This window comes from Ferdinandcohnia sp. GQ5, assembly GCF_059759275.1.
This window is the reverse complement of the sequence record NZ_JCAXEW010000002.1, coordinates 109130-125945: the sequence shown is the minus strand read 5'-3', so window position 1 is coordinate 125945 and position 16816 is coordinate 109130. Positions and strand designations below refer to the sequence as shown.

Annotated in this window: 15 protein-coding genes, 1 pseudogene and 1 riboswitch; of the genes and pseudogenes, 14 read left to right on the top strand and 2 right to left on the bottom strand. The window is 36.9% G+C overall.

Annotated elements, in window-relative coordinates; all coding sequences use genetic code 11:
- The first annotated feature begins 62 nt into the window (after nucleotides 1-62).
- The 13 genes from AC6CHV_RS02630 to AC6CHV_RS02570 all read left to right on the top strand — a co-directional run bounded on the left by AC6CHV_RS02630 (nucleotide 63) and on the right by AC6CHV_RS02570 (nucleotide 14148).
- The gene (locus AC6CHV_RS02630) at nucleotides 63-383 is read left to right on the top strand and encodes a BMC domain-containing protein (RefSeq protein ID WP_440274037.1); all 321 of its coding nucleotides are present in this window, start codon (nucleotides 63-65) and stop codon (nucleotides 381-383) included.
- A 123-nt stretch (nucleotides 384-506) separates the two neighbouring features.
- Nucleotides 507-1448 carry a malate dehydrogenase gene (gene mdh, locus AC6CHV_RS02625; RefSeq protein ID WP_498078042.1) on the top strand — a complete coding sequence of 314 codons (942 nt, stop codon included), beginning with the start codon at nucleotides 507-509 and terminating at the stop codon, nucleotides 1446-1448.
- Nucleotides 1449-1728: 280 nt separating this feature from the next.
- The gene (gene fabG / locus AC6CHV_RS02620) at nucleotides 1729-2487 is read left to right on the top strand and encodes a 3-oxoacyl-ACP reductase FabG (RefSeq protein WP_440274039.1); all 759 of its coding nucleotides are present in this window, start codon (nucleotides 1729-1731) and stop codon (nucleotides 2485-2487) included.
- Between the two features lie 60 nt (nucleotides 2488-2547).
- On the top strand, nucleotides 2548-3324 hold the full coding sequence (locus tag AC6CHV_RS02615; RefSeq protein WP_498078041.1) for a DeoR family transcriptional regulator: 777 nt from the start codon (nucleotides 2548-2550) through the stop codon (nucleotides 3322-3324).
- A 59-nt stretch (nucleotides 3325-3383) separates the two neighbouring features.
- Complete coding sequence (locus AC6CHV_RS02610; protein ID WP_498078040.1) at nucleotides 3384-4400, top strand: phosphotransferase; 1017 nt, start codon at nucleotides 3384-3386, stop codon at nucleotides 4398-4400.
- A 124-nt stretch (nucleotides 4401-4524) separates the two neighbouring features.
- Nucleotides 4525-6126 (top strand): amino acid permease, encoded by a 1602-nt coding sequence (locus AC6CHV_RS02605; protein ID WP_498078039.1) that lies wholly within the window; start codon nucleotides 4525-4527, stop codon nucleotides 6124-6126.
- Between the two features lie 43 nt (nucleotides 6127-6169).
- The gene (locus tag AC6CHV_RS02600; RefSeq protein WP_498078038.1) at nucleotides 6170-7102 is read left to right on the top strand and encodes a metallophosphoesterase family protein; all 933 of its coding nucleotides are present in this window, start codon (nucleotides 6170-6172) and stop codon (nucleotides 7100-7102) included.
- A 124-nt stretch (nucleotides 7103-7226) separates the two neighbouring features.
- Entirely contained in the window at nucleotides 7227-8126 is a 900-nt protein-coding gene (locus AC6CHV_RS02595; RefSeq protein ID WP_498078037.1) for an acetamidase/formamidase family protein, read from the top strand.
- A 296-nt stretch (nucleotides 8127-8422) separates the two neighbouring features.
- Nucleotides 8423-8525: riboswitch (SAM riboswitch) on the top strand.
- Between the two features lie 670 nt (nucleotides 8526-9195).
- A complete protein-coding gene (locus tag AC6CHV_RS02590; protein WP_246006370.1) occupies nucleotides 9196-9519 on the top strand; it encodes a hypothetical protein in 324 nt (107 codons plus the stop codon).
- Between the two features lie 551 nt (nucleotides 9520-10070).
- A complete protein-coding gene (locus AC6CHV_RS02585; protein ID WP_498078036.1) occupies nucleotides 10071-11309 on the top strand; it encodes an acyl-CoA dehydrogenase family protein in 1239 nt (412 codons plus the stop codon).
- A 405-nt stretch (nucleotides 11310-11714) separates the two neighbouring features.
- Entirely contained in the window at nucleotides 11715-13013 is a 1299-nt protein-coding gene (locus tag AC6CHV_RS02580) for a DEAD/DEAH box helicase (RefSeq protein WP_498078035.1), read from the top strand.
- Nucleotides 13014-13094: 81 nt separating this feature from the next.
- Nucleotides 13095-13706: a branched-chain amino acid aminotransferase gene (locus AC6CHV_RS02575; RefSeq protein ID WP_498078034.1), complete on the top strand. Its 612-nt coding sequence runs from the start codon at nucleotides 13095-13097 to the stop codon at nucleotides 13704-13706.
- A 70-nt stretch (nucleotides 13707-13776) separates the two neighbouring features.
- Nucleotides 13777-14148, top strand: coding sequence for a GIY-YIG nuclease family protein (locus AC6CHV_RS02570; protein WP_498078033.1), 372 nt, complete (start codon nucleotides 13777-13779; stop codon nucleotides 14146-14148).
- Nucleotides 14149-14282: 134 nt separating this feature from the next.
- Here the strand turns inward: AC6CHV_RS02570 and AC6CHV_RS02565 are convergent, their stop codons facing one another.
- Both AC6CHV_RS02565 and AC6CHV_RS02560 read right to left on the bottom strand, forming a co-directional pair.
- On the bottom strand, nucleotides 14283-14654 hold the full coding sequence (locus tag AC6CHV_RS02565; RefSeq protein ID WP_498078032.1) for a hypothetical protein: 372 nt from the start codon (nucleotides 14652-14654) through the stop codon (nucleotides 14283-14285).
- Nucleotides 14655-14702: 48 nt separating this feature from the next.
- Nucleotides 14703-14828: pseudogene (locus AC6CHV_RS02560) on the bottom strand (helix-turn-helix domain-containing protein); the annotation flags it as partial.
- A 452-nt stretch (nucleotides 14829-15280) separates the two neighbouring features.
- On the opposite strand from AC6CHV_RS02560, the gene AC6CHV_RS02555 reads away from it, so the two are divergent.
- The gene (locus AC6CHV_RS02555) at nucleotides 15281-16816 is read left to right on the top strand and encodes a sodium:solute symporter family transporter (RefSeq protein WP_498078031.1); all 1536 of its coding nucleotides are present in this window, start codon (nucleotides 15281-15283) and stop codon (nucleotides 16814-16816) included.

Sequence of the window (16816 nt, the reverse complement as noted above, 5' to 3'; positions counted from 1 at the left end):
GATAGGAAAAATAAATTACGTAATGAATGGTAAAAAATAGAATCATAAGGGTGGGTATAAAAATGAGGAAAGCACTAGGGATGATCGAAACGAGGGGACTGATTGCCTCGATTGAAGCAGCGGATGCAATGGTGAAGGCGGCCGATGTAACGCTAGTCCGTCAGGAGAAGGTGGATGCAGCTCTTGTTACTATTTTAGTAGAAGGCGATGTTAGTGCTGTTCAAGCTGCAATAGAGGTCGGAAGAGAAACGGCAAATCGATTTGGTGCAGTAGTGTCCTATTTAGTCATTCCCCACCCAGATGTTGAAACAATGGAGCTTATTAAAAAGAGTAACCCAGTCAGTAATACTGATGACATAGATATGGAGAAAAAGGAACTATAGATGAAAGTTGAAGGTTCTAATGGACAGAAAGATGAAATGAATAAGGTTAATAAATGGTATAAAAAGGATTATGATGAAAATGAAACGATAGAGTAGTCTTTTAAAGAATTGAGGTGAATAAAGATGAAAACTTTTAAACGGAGAAAGTTTGCTGTCATTGGAGCTGGATTCACAGGAGCAACATGTGCACTTATGTTAGCCCAGAAAGAACTAGGTGATATTGTATTAGTGGATATACCAGAGATGGAGAAACCAACACAAGGAAAAGCACTAGATATGCTTGAATCTGGACCTGTTCAGAAATTTAATGTTTCGATTAAAGGGACGTCCGATTACTCTCAAATTAAGGACGCTGACATGGTTATAATTACTGCAGGTATTGCACGAAGGCCTGGCATGTCTCGTGATGATCTTGTGTTAACAAACAAAGACATTATGGTCACCGTTTCAATGAAGATTAAAGAATTCGCACCAGACAGTTATGTCCTTGTCCTGAGTAATCCGGTAGATGCTATGACATATACATGTTTTAAGACAACGGGTTTCCCTAAGAATCGTGTGATTGGCCAATCGGGTGTTCTTGATACCGCTCGATTCAATACATTCGTAGCAGAGGCTTTACAAATATCAGTGGAAGATGTAACAGGATTTGTACTTGGGGGTCATGGAGACAGTATGGTACCGCTGATTCGTTATTCCAATGTAAGCGGAATTCCATTGAATCAAATTATGACGGAAGAACAAATTGAAGCGATTATCCAAAGAACTAGAAACGGAGGAGGAGAAATTGTAAGCCTTCTCGGAAATGGGAGTGCATATTATGCCCCAGCTACTTCTCTAGTTGAAATGGCAGAAGCCATTGTCAAAGACAAAAAACGTGTATTACCAGCTATAGCTTACCTAGAAGGGGAATATGGATACCATGATATATATCTTGGTGTTCCAACAGTATTAGGTGGAAGGGGAATTGAAAGAATCATTGAGCTTCCTCTAACAGATGAGGAGACGAAACTCCTGGATAAATCTGCAAGTGATGTAAAAAGGACTATAAACATAATTTCATAAGTTTATAGGAAAGGAGATATTATCCTGATCCTATTTGCACTCCTACAATTCCTACTTTATAAAAATGACCCACAAAACACAACAATTCTAAACAAAATGTAAACGCAGCCTTTCAATATGACTTGTAACAATTTTGAGAATATTAGGTATTTTGGGGGCATACAAATAACTAAGTTTAAAATCCACAACATTACACAACAACCATAGAGTACAGACATTTTTCCTTCATGATGGTGTGGTTATCAGTTCTTTACTAGTTTAAGAGGGGGTAGATGGTAAAGTGTATCAATCAATAAAGGGAAAAACGGTAATTGTTACTGGTGGTAGTAAGGGGATTGGAAAGGGAATCGCAGCTACTTTTGCAAAGCAGGGAGCAAATGTTGTAGTTGTAGCCCGTAATCTTGAAGCAGCAGAAGCTTGCGCCACTGAATTAGCTGGTGATAATGGGAATGTATTTGCAGTTGGTGGTGATGTAACAAATCGTGAATCAATGGGCGAGGTAATGAAAAACGTCTATGAAAAGTTTGGAAGTATTGATGTATTATGTTCGAATGCCGGGATTTTTCCTTCTGCAAATCTTGAGGATATGACCAATGAAGATTGGGATCTTGTAATGAATACAAACGTAAAAGGGACTTTTCACGCCGTACAGGCATGCATTCCATACCTGAAGCAAGCCGAATATGGTCGGATTGTTATCACTTCATCAATTACAGGTCCTGTTACTGGATATCCAGGATGGTCTCATTATGCGGCAAGTAAGGCTGCTCAACTGGGATTCATGAGAACAGCAGCACTGGAATTAGCAAGTGAGAACATTACCGTTAATGCAGTCTTGCCAGGAAATATTTTAACTGAAGGACTAGAAGGTATGGGGGATGAGTATTTAAAAGAAATGGCGGCATCAATTCCAATGAAAAAGCTTGGTAAAGTTGAAGATATTGGCTATGCAGCATTATTTTTAGCAACCAAGGAAGCAGGTTTTATCACAGGTCAAACAATTATCGTAGATGGTGGTCAAATATTACCAGAAAACTAAAAGACTCCATTAAACATTATACTTTATACCTTATGTCATGTTATAGTAGGTGATTTATAAATGTCAGTATCTTTCGAAGAACGAAAATCCACAATTTTAGCAGAATTAAATAAGGAAGAAAAGGTATACGTTCGAGAGTTAGCCAGTCAGCTTCAGGTTTCTGATGAAACAATTCGCCGTGATTTAGATCGGCTAGAAAAGGAAGGAATTCTGAAGAAAATGTATGGTGGAGCAATCAAAACGAAGACGCAAATTAGGGAGTTGCCTTTCGATGAGAAAACGACCATTCATAAAAAAGAAAAACAATCCATTTGTAAGGCGGCAGCTAATCTAGTTGAAGATGGTGACGTTATTATGATTGGGAATGGTACGACTCCTTTAGAAATTGTGCCTCATTTAGCCCATAAAACGAATGTCACGTTAATTACACATTCTATTCCAGTCATGCTACTTGCCATTGAATATTTTAAAGGACGTGTGATTTTTACTGGTGGGGAATTTAGACGAAGCCAAAAATATACGAGTGGACCGTTATCCGAACGGATGCTAGAAATGCTGAAGGCAAACAAGGCATTCATTTCTGCTGGGGGAATATCCCTAACAAACGGAATAAGTGACTATGATATCAGTGGCTCGAGTGTTTCTCGAAAAATGATAGAGCGTTCGGACGAGGTAATCATTCTGGGTGATCATACCAAATTCGGGCAAACGACTTTTGCTCAAATGTGTACCTTATCAGAGATATCGATGATTATTACAGACAAAGAATGTCCAAAAGAGTGGAAGACCCTTCTTGCTAAGAAGGAAGTGGAACTGTTAATTGCAGAAGACATCTAATAAGCTTCTAGTAATCTAGTTAAAGGGAATGACAGTCTAGAATGAAAGGAGAATCATACATGAGCCAGTCTTCAGCGGAGCCCTTAAAGGATCCCATAGAAAAATTTAATCAAATTGCAAACAAGGCGATACAGCATTTCTCGTTTCTTGCTGGAAGTAAAGTTGATTTATTAAATTACTCGGAAAATGCGACTTACTTAGTTCATAATCCAGCAGAAAACAAAGAAAAGTATATTCTACGGGTGGGACGACCCGGATATCATACAAAATCTGAGGTTGAAAGTGAACTCAAATTATTAGAGTCTATTGGACAACACACAGATATTACAGTATCTCTTCCAATTCCCGGCGATAATCAGGAGTATGTTCAAACCGTCAAACACGAAAATGAGGTTTTCAACTGTACCCTTTTCACTTTCCTAGAAGGCAGTGCTCCAGAGGAAGATAACGAAAGCAAGCTGATTAGCCAATTTGAAATCCTTGGTAAAATTACGGCACAATTGCATGAACATAGTCAAAACCATCATCAAAACTTACGAGATATAACTAGATTAACATGGGATTACGACACGATTTTAGGGCCAGAGCCTAAATGGGGAAGATGGAAAAATGGGAAAGCCATTACTCTGGAGAGGCTCGAATTATATGAGAAAGTGTCCCTCAAGATTAAAGAGAGATTAAACCGATTTGGGAAGGACCACAGTAGATATGGTTTAATTCATTCAGACTTGCGACTTGCTAATCTACTTGTTGAAGGTGAAGAGATTAAGGTAATTGATTTTGATGATTGTGGTTTTGGGTGGTATCTATATGATTTGGCTACCTCCTTAAGCTTTATCGAACATAAGTCCTATGTACCTTCTTTAGTAGCTTCTTGGATAAAGGGATATCGTAAGGTTCGTTCTCTGTCCGTGGAAGAGGAACAAGAAATACCAACCTTTATTATGATGCGTAGATTGCAATTAATTGCTTGGGTAGGAAGTCGCGATAATGACTTGACGAGAGAACTCGGAGATCGATTTACAATTGAAACGGATCCTTTAGCTAATAACTACCTAGAAAATACGACAATTTAAACAAATGTAAGCCCTTACAACATCATTTGAAAACTTACTATATATCTAGGGAGGCGAGGTTACAGATAGATAAACAGGTTGGATTGGTTAGTGAGTTAAGATATAAAGAAAGTAGGGTGAGGAAATGTCAAAAGCTGGTCTCGCATTGTTTGAACAGAAGTCAACTGGAGGAACTGCCCGTCAGATAAGTCCTATTGATACAATGATTTATTCAGCCGCAAATCCTGGTTTGATGTTTGCCCTTGTTTATATTATGTGGGCTCCATTTTTATATCCAGGAGCACATATGGTTTGGGCTATCTTAGCAGTTTCACAAATGTTTATCATTGCAGGTTTGTATTGGTTGTTTTCAGTCTCGATGCCAAGGTCCGGGGGAGAATATATTTACATTAGCCGAATATTACATCCTTCCTTAGGTCTTATGGCTAGCTTTATGATAACTTTTACCTCAATCTCGTGGACAGGAATTCTATTAAACTGGATTATAAAATGGTCCATTGTCGAATTTTTCTATTCGATGGCCCTCATTAATGGAAATAATGCCACATGGTTAGGTTTGGCAGAGTTTTTTGACAGTAAGTACATGCATGCAATTATTGGTACAGCCTTATTGTTATTTATCTATTTTATCTACTATAAGGGAACAAAGTGGATGGTTCGCTTAGCTTATATTACATTAAGTGCTACTTTAGTAGGGGCAGTTGTATTTGTGGTTGCCAACTTGATTACTGGGCAAGGAACATTTGCTGCTAATTTTACACAACTTACTGGGTTAAATTACTCGGATGTTATAACGCTTGCCAAACAAGATGGTTATACAACAGAGTTCTTATTCGGAGCAACCGTAATGGCTGGTTCTACGTATGTCATTCTTAATACCCTTGGTTCAACCTTTGGTGCAAATCTTGCCGGGGAAGTTCGAAATGTCCAAAAGTCTCAATTATTGGCATTATTTGGTTCATTAGCTATCTTAATGGTCATCTGGGCTATTTTCTACGGTATGAGCTATGTGAACTTTGGAGACATTTGGTCGAACAGCTTATATTACCTATACAACGCTGGTCATGAGGCCTATCCGTTTGAAGGATACGATCCGTTTATTACAATTATGATTGGAATCATGACAAAGAGTCCGATCTTCATTTTCTTAATTGCAGTAGCCTTTGCCGTCGCAACATTTGGCTCAGCAGCAGGTTTAGGTTTTGGTCCTTCTCGAAACTTTGTTGCATGGTCATTTGACCGTTTAATTCCAAAAAAATTCATGGAGCTTAATCCAAAAACGAATTCTCCTACTTACGCGTTACGAACAGTAATTGCGGGTGCTTGGGTGTTTTTAATGCTTGATATTTTTGTTCCATCTTGGACTGCAAATATTGCCTACACCATATTTACATGGTTCTTAGCATGGATTTTCTTAGGAATCGCTGGAATTGTCTTTACAACGAGAAAGAAAGTTTTATTTAACTCCTCACCACCTGTTGTAAAAACAAAAATCTTTGGTGTTCATCTCATTACGATTCTTGGTTGGTTAACAACTGCGATTAGTGTTTCGATTTGTTATTACCTATTAATCCCATTCTTTAGGGGTGACTTACCATTTACGATGATTATTGTTTCGTTGTTATTAATGTTAATTCCAATTATCATCTATTTCATCATGAAGCGTTCACATGCCAAAAAAGGGATTGATATCGATATACAATTCCAAGAGATACCTTCTGATTGATTCCTATTTAAAAATGCTAATAAAGTGATATGGGGTGAGGGCTTTGAAACTATTCTACGCAGGCGACTTGCATGGTGCAGAGACAGCATTTAGGAAATTTACGAATGCTGCTACATTTTATCATGCAGAATTAATGATATATGGCGGTGACTTTACAGGAAAGATGGTTGTTCCCGTTGTTGAAAAACGGGGAGTCTATACTTGTAAATATTATGGTTCAACAGTAAAGGTGAAAAAGTCTAGTGAACTACCAGATTTAGAAAGAAACCTGCGCGATGCTGGTTTTTACCCACTAATTATTACAGAAGAAAAATTAAATCAACTAAATGAAAAAGATGCTGAGCGAATTATTCAAGAAAAACAAGTCGAAGTGTTAAAAGAGTGGATTACACTTGCTGACGAACGGTTCAGTGCTATTGATGTGCCATGTGTCATGATACCAGGGAGTGTTGATGATTTTTACCTTGATGAAATTCTTAACTCAGGAAGGCATGTCCAAAATGGAGATGGGAAAATAATTGAGATAAAAGGCTATGAAATTCTATCAGTCGGCGGTGGTAAGCCGAGCGTCTTCAAGTATCCACGTGAGTTCAGTGAGGAGGAACTAGATACGAAAATTAATCAATTAGCCTCACAGGTTAAGGATATGAGTAAATGTATATTTAATATTCATATCCCACCATATGACACTGACTTGGATCAAGGAACTCAGTATGATTCAGATTTAAAACCTATTCTAGATGGTGATTCACTTGCAACTGGACCTGTTGGAAGCAAGGCTGTGCGGAAAGCGATCGAAAACTACCAGCCATTACTCTCCTTACATGGAAATGTTCACGAAAGTCGTGGTGTCACCAACATAGGAAGAACAGTCTGTATCAACGCTGGCACTGACTATGACCAAGGAATGTTAAGGGGTGCACTAATTGATATCAGTCCTGATGGTAAGGTGAACTATACACTGACAGCGGGGTGACCATTTTATAGAGGTAAGAAGGAAGTCGATACTAAATTCGTAAATAGTTGAGAACGGGTTATCGACTTCCCATCCTGTAAATAGAAGTAAAGGCTTTTGTATAAAGGTAAAGAAGAGGTGAACGATGGAATATATCAGCAGGGAACTATCAGTTTTAACCATGTCTCCAACAAACAAACCTGTTAAAATAGTAGAGTCCGGTAGTACTGTCGTTTTTCAGACGTTAGATTGCTTTAGTAATCAAATTCAAAATGAAGATCAACCATTTAGTTCAGTAGGATGGGATAAAATAAATCCGGCCACAGGACCTTTGTATATTAATGGGGCCGAGCCCGGTGATACTTTAAAGGTAAAAATTATTGATATAAAAATTGACAATAAAGGTGTTATGACAACAGCCCCCAATCTTGGAGTTCTAGGGGATATAGTAACTGGCGAAACGACAAAGATTATCTCGATAAAAGATGATAAAGCAATCTTTAATGAGAAAATACAAATTCCGATTAAACCAATGATTGGTGTTATAGGAACAGCACCCAAAGACGAGGATATTCCGACGGGTACACCTGGAGTACATGGTGGAAACATGGATTGCAAAAAAATCGTGAAGGGCTCGACATTATACCTACCAATAAATGTAGCGGGTGGCCTCTTATCAATGGGCGATTTACATGCGGTGATGGCTGATGGAGAAATCGTAATATGTGGGCTTGAAATCCCAGGCGAAGTAACGGTAAAAGTAGATGTTTTAAAAGGGGAAGAACTACCACTACCAATGCTTGATAGTGAAGAAAGTATTATGACGATTGCATCTGAAGAAACATTAGATGAAGCTGCAAAAACAGCAACTATAAATATGCATCGATTTTTAGTGAACGAACTAGGAATTGAAATAGACGAGGCTGGGATGCTTCTATCACTTGTCGGTGATTTACGAATTTGTCAGGTTGTCGATCCATTAATGACAGCACGAATGGAAATACCTAAATGGATAGTAGAGAAATATGATTATAAATTAAAATAGTCGAAATTCGTGAAGTAGCCCTCTATAATGGGGCTACTTCTTTGTCAATTTCAAAGAAAGATCTTTTAGTGCCCGGCACTCAGTGCAGTAATGCTTTTTATTTTAGTGTTTGGGTCAGGTCCTTTATGAGATGGCTAAAGTGCATCCATAATGATTATTACATACAAAGTAGGCTATTTGCATAGATATGGAAGGAGAATTGATTCTTTAAATTAAAATCTACATTTCTTTTTATGTTAAAATGGTATTGACTTCCAAATGCATGTGTTGTATATTCAATTTAATATAATTATAATTTCTTATCCAGAGAGGTTGAGGGAATGGCCCTATGACACCTCGGCAACAGGCTTTCTAGTACTGTGCCAATTCCATCAAGCTGAATGCTTGAAAAGATAAGAAGAGATAAATGTGTTCGGATATTTAACCTCTTCTTATTATAAGAAGAGGTTTTATTTTTGATTTTTACTAGGTTCATATCTGATGGTGGCAAAGAGATTATGACTACTGAACATATGTTTATGTAATTTAGATAGTTATGCTGATTAGTCAACTAAAGGCATTATGTTATTCAAATGAATAGCATGATGCCTTTTTTTATAAAAAAACAAAAATGGAGGAGAATCTAATGTCACAAACAATTTTTGATAAAGTACAATACGAGACTTGTATTGAAAACCTTACCTTCTCAAAAGAAAAAAAGGAAATAGACAATGAACTCGTTGTGAGTTACAGGAACTCGTAAGAGCAGGGGATCTAAAATTCAATGAACGGGTATTACGATCTGCTTTTTTGGCACACCACTTCCTTTAAAATTCACTCGTAAAAATGTTGAAGTCATTGTGTTTACAGGAATTTATTTAAATTATGCGTAGAAGGGAATGTTTTGTTAGCAAGTGGCAATGGTTACCTACCGATTGTCATTGGGGATGCAATTGGCTGCCGTTATCCGGAAGAGGAAGTAGCTGCAACCACAACGGATCAATAATTATTTTGCACCAGTTATTTCGGGCGATACATTCGTCAAACTTTGTACGAACTTAAATTGGAACAACAAAGGAGGGCATTCTACATGTCATATGAATTAAGATCCACTATGTTGCGTTTAAAGACAAGTGAAGTTCATTCATTTAAGCAAAGTGAACATCTAAATCTTCCTGATTTGCAATTTTATAAATGGTGTAATAGCCAGTATGGGATAAATAGAGGTGTTTTTAATACGATTGACAACTGGTTTTTTGACAATGGAATAATAAATATACATTACCGTCGTATCAACCTTTTGGCTTTTCTAGATTACACGATTGAAAAAGGAATGAGGCATGAACATGATCAATTTATACGATTTGGAAATGGAGGACTAACAAGAGAGCTTCAAAAGTTTTTCTGGCCGTAAAAATATCAGATAATAAAGTGAAAATGGAAATATGAAGAAGGTCATCAAAATGAAAGAATAGTAAGTTAGATAAAGTGGAGTTTTAATCTATTGGCTGTATATAGAAATCTATTCTAGTGCCTTAAGCCATTTTTGGAAGATCCACACAGATGTTCTGATCACATAGACTAATGTTCACTGTTATTTAATCATGAAATATACACTGAGTTTTCATAAAGTGTTAGTAGGAACATATGATGCTATCTATTAACATTATCTTTTAGATAAATATATAATTTGCCGATTAGACAACTAAAGGCATCTTTCTTTTCATACTATTTTTGGAAAGAGAGGTGTCTATTTTGTTGATGAAAAAATTCTTTGATGTGTGGAAAATAGGATTCAATGATGACTCCAGGATTAATAACTAGTCACGTTAACAATCAATCTTTTTGGAGGGGGTGATTTAGGTTTTCTCATCGAGATGTACATTATAAAGAAGCTTTTGCCACATAAGGTGTTTGGCATCTATCAATTTATTATCTTAATGAATGAATAGGGAGGAAGAGAAAATGACAATAACAACTGAAAAAGCAAGAGGTGTATGGGGGAGTGCCCCTAGTCATAACTATGAACAATTGGCATCAAGGTATAGAGATATATTCCATCGAATACGTGAAGGTGCGGTTCAACGAGAGAATGATAGGAAACTACTTTTTGAGGAAATTAACTTGTTAAAGGAAGCTGGTTTCGGAGCTATTCGGATTCCGCGTGAAGAAGGAGGATTGGGTGCAACATTACCCGAGTTATTTAATCTTCTAATTGAATTAGCAGAGGCGGATTCGAATCTACCTCAAGCACTACGAGCACATTTTGCTTTTGTAGAGATGGTGTTGAACTCACCAAAGGGTGAGCAAAGAAGTACGTGGATCAAGCGGATATTAGAGGGAGATATTGTTGGCAATGCATGGTCGGAAGTTGGTACTGCAAAGGCTGGTAGCTTCCTAACGAACGTGACAAAAGGGGAAGACGACCAGCTATTGTTGAACGGAACAAAATATTATTCGACAGGCACCATTTATGCAGATTGGATTCTTGTTTTGGCAACAAAAGAGGAAGTAAATAAAGTCTTTGCTGTTATTTCAAGATATGCAGAAGGCGTAGACGTATTTGATGATTGGGATGGCTTTGGACAAAAATTAACTGGTAGCGGAACAACAAGATTCAGTAATGTTCCAATTAATGAAAGTGAAATTCTCACAGAGGAGTTTAATGCCAAATATTTAGCAGCCTTTTTCCAAATGATGCATTTAGCTACTTTAGCTGGAATTGCCATTTCAGCTGCAAATGACCTTTCGAAAGCTGTAGCAGAACGCAAAAGAACGTATACTCATTCAGCAGCTGCACGTTCAAGTGAAGACCCGCAAGTTCTACAAGTAGTTGGAAAAGTTCATAGCTTGGCTTATTCCTCTGGGGCAATTGTTCTAAAAGTAGCTGAAACTTTACAAAAAGCATATGAGCTTCGTCTTGCTGGAAGCGTTAAAGAGGAAGAATTAGTAAATGACGAAGCGGAAATTGAAGTATCACAAGCTCAAATTGTAGTAACAAGATTAACACTTGATGCTACAACTTTATTATTCGACGGATTAGGTGCTTCGGCCACATCACAAACCAAAAGTTTTGATAGATATTGGCGTAATGCACGAACAATTGCTTCTCATAATCCACTTATCTATAAAGAGAGAGTAATAGGGGATTATGCAGTAAATAAAACACGCCCACCTTATGTATGGCATGTGGGAAAGAACTGATTTCGTTAAAGATATACAGAATTTTGCCAATTGCAGTGGTTAAGGCTAAAGATAATATAAATATATTGGGTATGGATTGAACAAGCAATTGGTTATAGTGAAATGTAAAAAGTTACGTTTGTGTATTCCTAAATAGTGCTGGCTTTTTTGAATATGACAAATATATATATAAGAAAATAGGTTTACATATGAATAATGAGTATTCTGGGGCCTGGCCCTCAGCGCGGTAATGCTTTACTGTGTTGGGGGTCAGGCGCTTTTTTACGATAAATGAAAAAATTGGGGCGTCACTGTGACAATAATAAATATTCCAAATCACTCTGTAAATACTAACCAATATGCTATAGTAAATAAGCCATTGAACAATCAAACTGGCATTATGATAAGAAGAGAGACGTGATAGCCTTGCTAGATTTTTTACAACTTGGAATTCGAAAAGAGATTAACTATACATTGAAGTCATTAGGAATCGTGGAACCAACACCTATTCAAGAACGGACGATCCCAGCCGTACTTGAGGGGAAGGATGTGATTGCAAAAGCACAAACAGGTACTGGAAAGACATTGGCTTTTGTTCTTCCGATTCTTGAAAAGATTGATGTGAACGAGCCGGATGTGCAAGCCCTTATTTTAACCCCAACAAGAGAATTAGCTCAGCAAATTTCAAAAGAAATAAAGAAAATGATGGAGAACGTAGAGGGTGTCAGTGTGTTAGCTGTGTACGGTGGTCAGGATGTTGAGCATCAATTAAAAAAGCTGAAAGGTGCACAGCATGTAGTCGTGGCAACGCCTGGTCGGTTATTAGATCATATTCGCCGTGGAACGATTGATCTTTCAACGATTAGGATGCTGGTGTTAGATGAAGCCGACCAAATGTTACATATGGGTTTTCTTCCAGAGGTAGATGACATTATCCGTGAAACATTTCCTTCTAGACAAACCATGCTGTTCTCGGCAACAATGCCGAGCGAAATTAAATCTCTTGCCAAAAAATATATGAACGAGCCCGAGTTCATCGAAGTGAAAGCAAAAAAAGTAACGGTAGAAGAGATCAAACAAGTGGTGATTGAAACCACTGACCGGAGAAAACAAGCAACTTTAATGCATCTAATCGAAGAACATCGTCCTTTTTTAGCGATTATATTCTGTCGTACAAAAGTTCGTGCTAAAAAGCTGCACGAGGCATTGATTGCCAACGGGTATGATTCAGACGAGTTGCATGGTGATTTAACACAGTCCAAACGTGAAAAAGCGATGAAACGATTTCGTGAAGCGAAAACACAGTTTTTAGTCGCAACAGATGTTGCTGCAAGGGGACTAGATGTTGAAGGGGTAACACATGTCTATAACTATGATATCCCACAAGATGTTGAAAGCTATGTTCACCGGATTGGACGAACTGGCCGTGCAGGTGGAGACGGGGTTGCCTTTACTTTAGTGGCTCCTAAAGATATGGAGTTCCTACGAATGATTGAAAAAGGGATTCATCAAAAATTCGAGATACAAGTGATTAAGGGCGTAAGTATCCCTGATCGTGAGGATTATGAGAGAGCAAGTGAGCAAAAATACGAAAATAAACGCTCTGAAGGTAGTAGAAGAGACGGAAGAAAGGTTGCACCGTTTTCTTCAAATAGAAAATCGAATGATAGGCGATCAACAAGCAATTCAAGCCATTCAACGAGAGGTAGAAAACGTTCTCGATAAAGACATAATGGATGCCTTACCCTTGGTACGAAAGACGCTATCGTCCACCGGGGTAAGCACCAAATTCAGGAGGATACACCCATGTTACAAAAACAAATGAAAAAATTCATCTCATCAGAGCTGATGAGTGACGAGAAAGAAGCGGCTTTATATAAAGAGGAAAAAGAGTACATAGAAAAATATGAATTAATTTCACATGACGTTACATTAAGCGAAAAGGATCCTACTACACGTTTCCGTGAAGCTTACATAGAAAGATGTGATAAAGAGACAGAAGAAACACTCTCTAAAGAATCATTCGCATTTTTAGAACACCCGATTGACTACCTAGAAAAACACAAGAATGAATTTCTATACTTTGAATCAAATTGGTTGGAACTAATAGGCGTTGATGCAATCGCGTTTGAGGTGAATGATGTATTTGGTACATACGACGTCATGGTAGGATTGAAGCTGCAGAAAAAGTTTGAGGCATCTCTTAAAGAAAACTTAAGAAAAGAATTACATGGAGAGGAAGCAAAATTTGAATTGATGTTTAATCAAGGTGATGGCTTATGGGACTTGAATTTCGCTTTGAATTATGTGAATGGGTTCAAAGAGGAGATGTCGTTAGAAGAAGCATATCGGCTAATTTATCGATTTTTATTTACACTAGTAGAGAGAACGGAAGAAGGAAGCAGCGAAGCGAATTAACTGTTAAATCGTATTTCTTTCATACATATGATACCATTTATCTTTATACGAAAAAGGGACGTGATTGAACATGATAAAAATTAGTATACCGACTCCAGATATTACGATTACAGAACGGAAACAAATTCCGAAAGAAAATGAACCAATAATCAAGGATATTCACGGATTTATTGATTTCCATCTTATACCAAGAGACAAAGGTGGCATTTTCTTATTTTTTAATAAAGAAGATGAGCTTCTCTTTGTCGGGAAAGCGCGCAAACTACGTCAACGAATTAAAAAACATTTTGAAGACGCGGTTTCACCTATTAAAACGCACAGAGACGAAGTCCATAAAATCGATATTTGCATCGTAGAAGACCCAATGGAACGAGAAATTTATGAAACATATATCATTAATAAACTCCGGTCGAAATATAATGTGGACAAAGTATTTTATTAAAAGATATTTGAGCCAGACCCCCAGAACGGTAAAGATTTACCGTGTCGGGGGTCTGGCACTTTTTATAAGGTATGTAAATATTTAAAATTCGACAATCTTGGGGGTGTCACTGTGACAGAACTTAACAGAACTTATTATGATCTTAAACCATCTATCAGAGTATTAAATAGTTTAACACTGGATTCTTCAAGACTTTTGACATCACCCAAGCACCAGAGATAAATACTACCCATGCTACTTTGTATAAGTATTGTTGTTAATTCATCTATTGAAAGGTTTGTCCTAATTTTACCCTTTGAAAATGCTTCTTCAATAAAAGACCGATATATTTTAAACAGAGGTCTTTCTTTATTTATGAAATATACGTCTATTTGAGATGTCAATGCAGAACTATAAATAACTCTTATAATCTCCTTTCCTAATTCCTTCTCAATATATGCCATTAAATTCCTTATGAATATTAACATTCTTTCAAAAACATTTAGATCACCTGGAATCGTTTTCACAAAATCTATATAAAACTCGTCGATTTCTTTAAACTTTTCTAAGAAAATCTCAGCTTTTGATGAAAAATGTTGATAAAAAGAACCCTTTGATGATTTACATTGTTTTACGATTTCATCAACGGATACATTGTCATATCCTTTTTGACTAAATAGCTCTAATGCAGTATCTAATATTCTCTTTTTTGTTTTTTCTCCTCGTCGTTGCTTGTTGACAGATTTAATTTTAATAACCTCCTAAAAATATATTGACAGAAAATTAAGTATTAAATAAAATTAGACTACGGTCTAGTATTCAGAATTCATTTTATCTTCTGATTTAAATTTTTTCAATATGTTTCCCTGAAAGGAGATGTTAATACTATAACACAATCAACAAAATGGTACCGCTTACAACACGGTACATTAAGAAAGGCTGAAGGATTAATTTGAAATTATTAAATTCCACTTGTTTGGTAGTTAGTGAATTTCCTAATTTGAAAGGAGAATTTATATGGGAACTATGGCTATTTTGTTTTATGTGAGTTGGATTGTATGGTTGGTGCTTATTTTAGCAATTAGCAATAAATATAAAAAACACGTTTAAAAGTATTTAAAAAAATCGCTTTTTATCAAAAAGGAGGGGTAGCATGTCTAGTTCAGTTCTAGTTTGGGGTTGGATATTCTTTATCATATTCTTATTAGTACTTGGTTGGTTAACTTATTATGGAAAAAAGAGAACAAATTCTTTGAGGGACTATTTAATTGCACCAAAAGCCTATGGACCTATAATGATTGGTCTAGCATTAGGGGCGACGACGTGCAGTGCTGCTGCTACAATGGGAAATCCAGGTCTAGTATATAGTTCCGGATGGCCAGCCATATGGTATGCATTTGGATATGGTGCAACTGTAACTGCTTGGGCATTGGTAGCATTTAAATTATCAAAAGTTGGAGAAAGAGTAAATGCAAAATCATTACCTGATTTTATGGCAAAGCGATTTCAGAGTAATTACATGAGGGGGATTACTGCAGTTGCTACAGTTTTATTAATCTACTATATTGCTGGACAATATGCAGGAATGGGCTGGTTATTTGATGAGGTTCTTAATATACCTTATAGTTTCGGGGTTATTTTTGCGGGAATAGTTATCGCTTTTTATATAATGATTGGGGGAACACACGCAGATATCTTAAATGCGGCAATTCAAGGTGGAATCATGTTAGCTTTTGCTATTTTCGTCACTCTTTTTGTCTTGTTTTATGTGGGAACACCAGGTGAAATAAATGAGATTTTGATTCTGCAAGATCCTAAATTGAGTTGGGATATAATTTTTGGAAATCCGTTTTTTGGAGAGTTTACTGGTCCAGGTATCTTAATATCACTAGCTCTATTTTCATTAACACCACAATTATCTAAAATTTGGTTTTCTTTAAAAGACGAAAGGCAAATTCCTAAGACACTAATAGTAGGTCTAATCTTTATGTTTTTTATGGGAACGTTAATGTTGTTTGGTGGTCTTGGCGCACGTGTATTAGTACCTAATGCACCTCCCGATATTGCCTTATTAGAGATGATCACTATGGTCCTGCCTGCTCCGATAGTCGCAATTGCTGGAATTGCTATATTATCAGCAATTATGTCTACAACAGCTGGATTGTTTTTAGTTATCGGTATAGCGATTGCAAATGATTTATTCCGAGATTTAATTATTCCGATTACGAATAAAAACATCAGCGAAGAAAAAGCCGACAAACTAACTTTAATAGGAACGAAAGTACTGATTCCTGTAATTATGATTGTAGGTATTTTCATTGCATTTAATCCACCCGAATCTCTTACAGCTTTAATGTGGGTTGGAGTAGGTGGATTTGCAGGAGGTATTTCACCAATTTTAATTATAAGTTGTTTATGGAAAGGTGCAACAAAAGCAGGAGCTATAGTAGGATCCACTCTAGGTTTACTAAGTTATTTGCTTTGTTATTTTGGTTTGGGTGTATCGATGGGAGTAACAACATTTACAGTTCCGTGGGCGGGGAGTACGGTAGCTGCATTAGTAGGCTTTATATCATGTATTGTAGTAAGTTTGTTTACTAAACCATTACCTTTAGAGCATATCAACAAATTGTTCGGTGATGATCAACAAACACTAGAGGAATCGAAAGGAATTTCTAAAAGAGTTTAA

Bases quoted from the DNA above. Each gene is read 5' to 3' on its own strand.
- AC6CHV_RS02630 (WP_440274037.1), top strand. From the start codon at position 63: ATGAGGAAAGCACTAGGGATGATCGAAACGAGGGGACTGATTGCCTCG.
- mdh (WP_498078042.1), top strand. From the start codon at position 507: ATGAAAACTTTTAAACGGAGAAAGTTTGCTGTCATTGGAGCTGGATTC.
- AC6CHV_RS02615 (WP_498078041.1), top strand. From the start codon at position 2,548: ATGTCAGTATCTTTCGAAGAACGAAAATCCACAATTTTAGCAGAATTA.
- AC6CHV_RS02610 (WP_498078040.1), top strand. From the start codon at position 3,384: ATGAGCCAGTCTTCAGCGGAGCCCTTAAAGGATCCCATAGAAAAATTT.
- AC6CHV_RS02605 (WP_498078039.1), top strand. From the start codon at position 4,525: ATGTCAAAAGCTGGTCTCGCATTGTTTGAACAGAAGTCAACTGGAGGA.
- AC6CHV_RS02595 (WP_498078037.1), top strand. From the start codon at position 7,227: ATGGAATATATCAGCAGGGAACTATCAGTTTTAACCATGTCTCCAACA.
- AC6CHV_RS02590 (WP_246006370.1), top strand. From the start codon at position 9,196: ATGTCATATGAATTAAGATCCACTATGTTGCGTTTAAAGACAAGTGAA.
- AC6CHV_RS02585 (WP_498078036.1), top strand. From the start codon at position 10,071: ATGACAATAACAACTGAAAAAGCAAGAGGTGTATGGGGGAGTGCCCCT.
- AC6CHV_RS02575 (WP_498078034.1), top strand. From the start codon at position 13,095: ATGTTACAAAAACAAATGAAAAAATTCATCTCATCAGAGCTGATGAGT.
- AC6CHV_RS02570 (WP_498078033.1), top strand. From the start codon at position 13,777: ATGATAAAAATTAGTATACCGACTCCAGATATTACGATTACAGAACGG.
- AC6CHV_RS02555 (WP_498078031.1), top strand. From the start codon at position 15,281: ATGTCTAGTTCAGTTCTAGTTTGGGGTTGGATATTCTTTATCATATTC.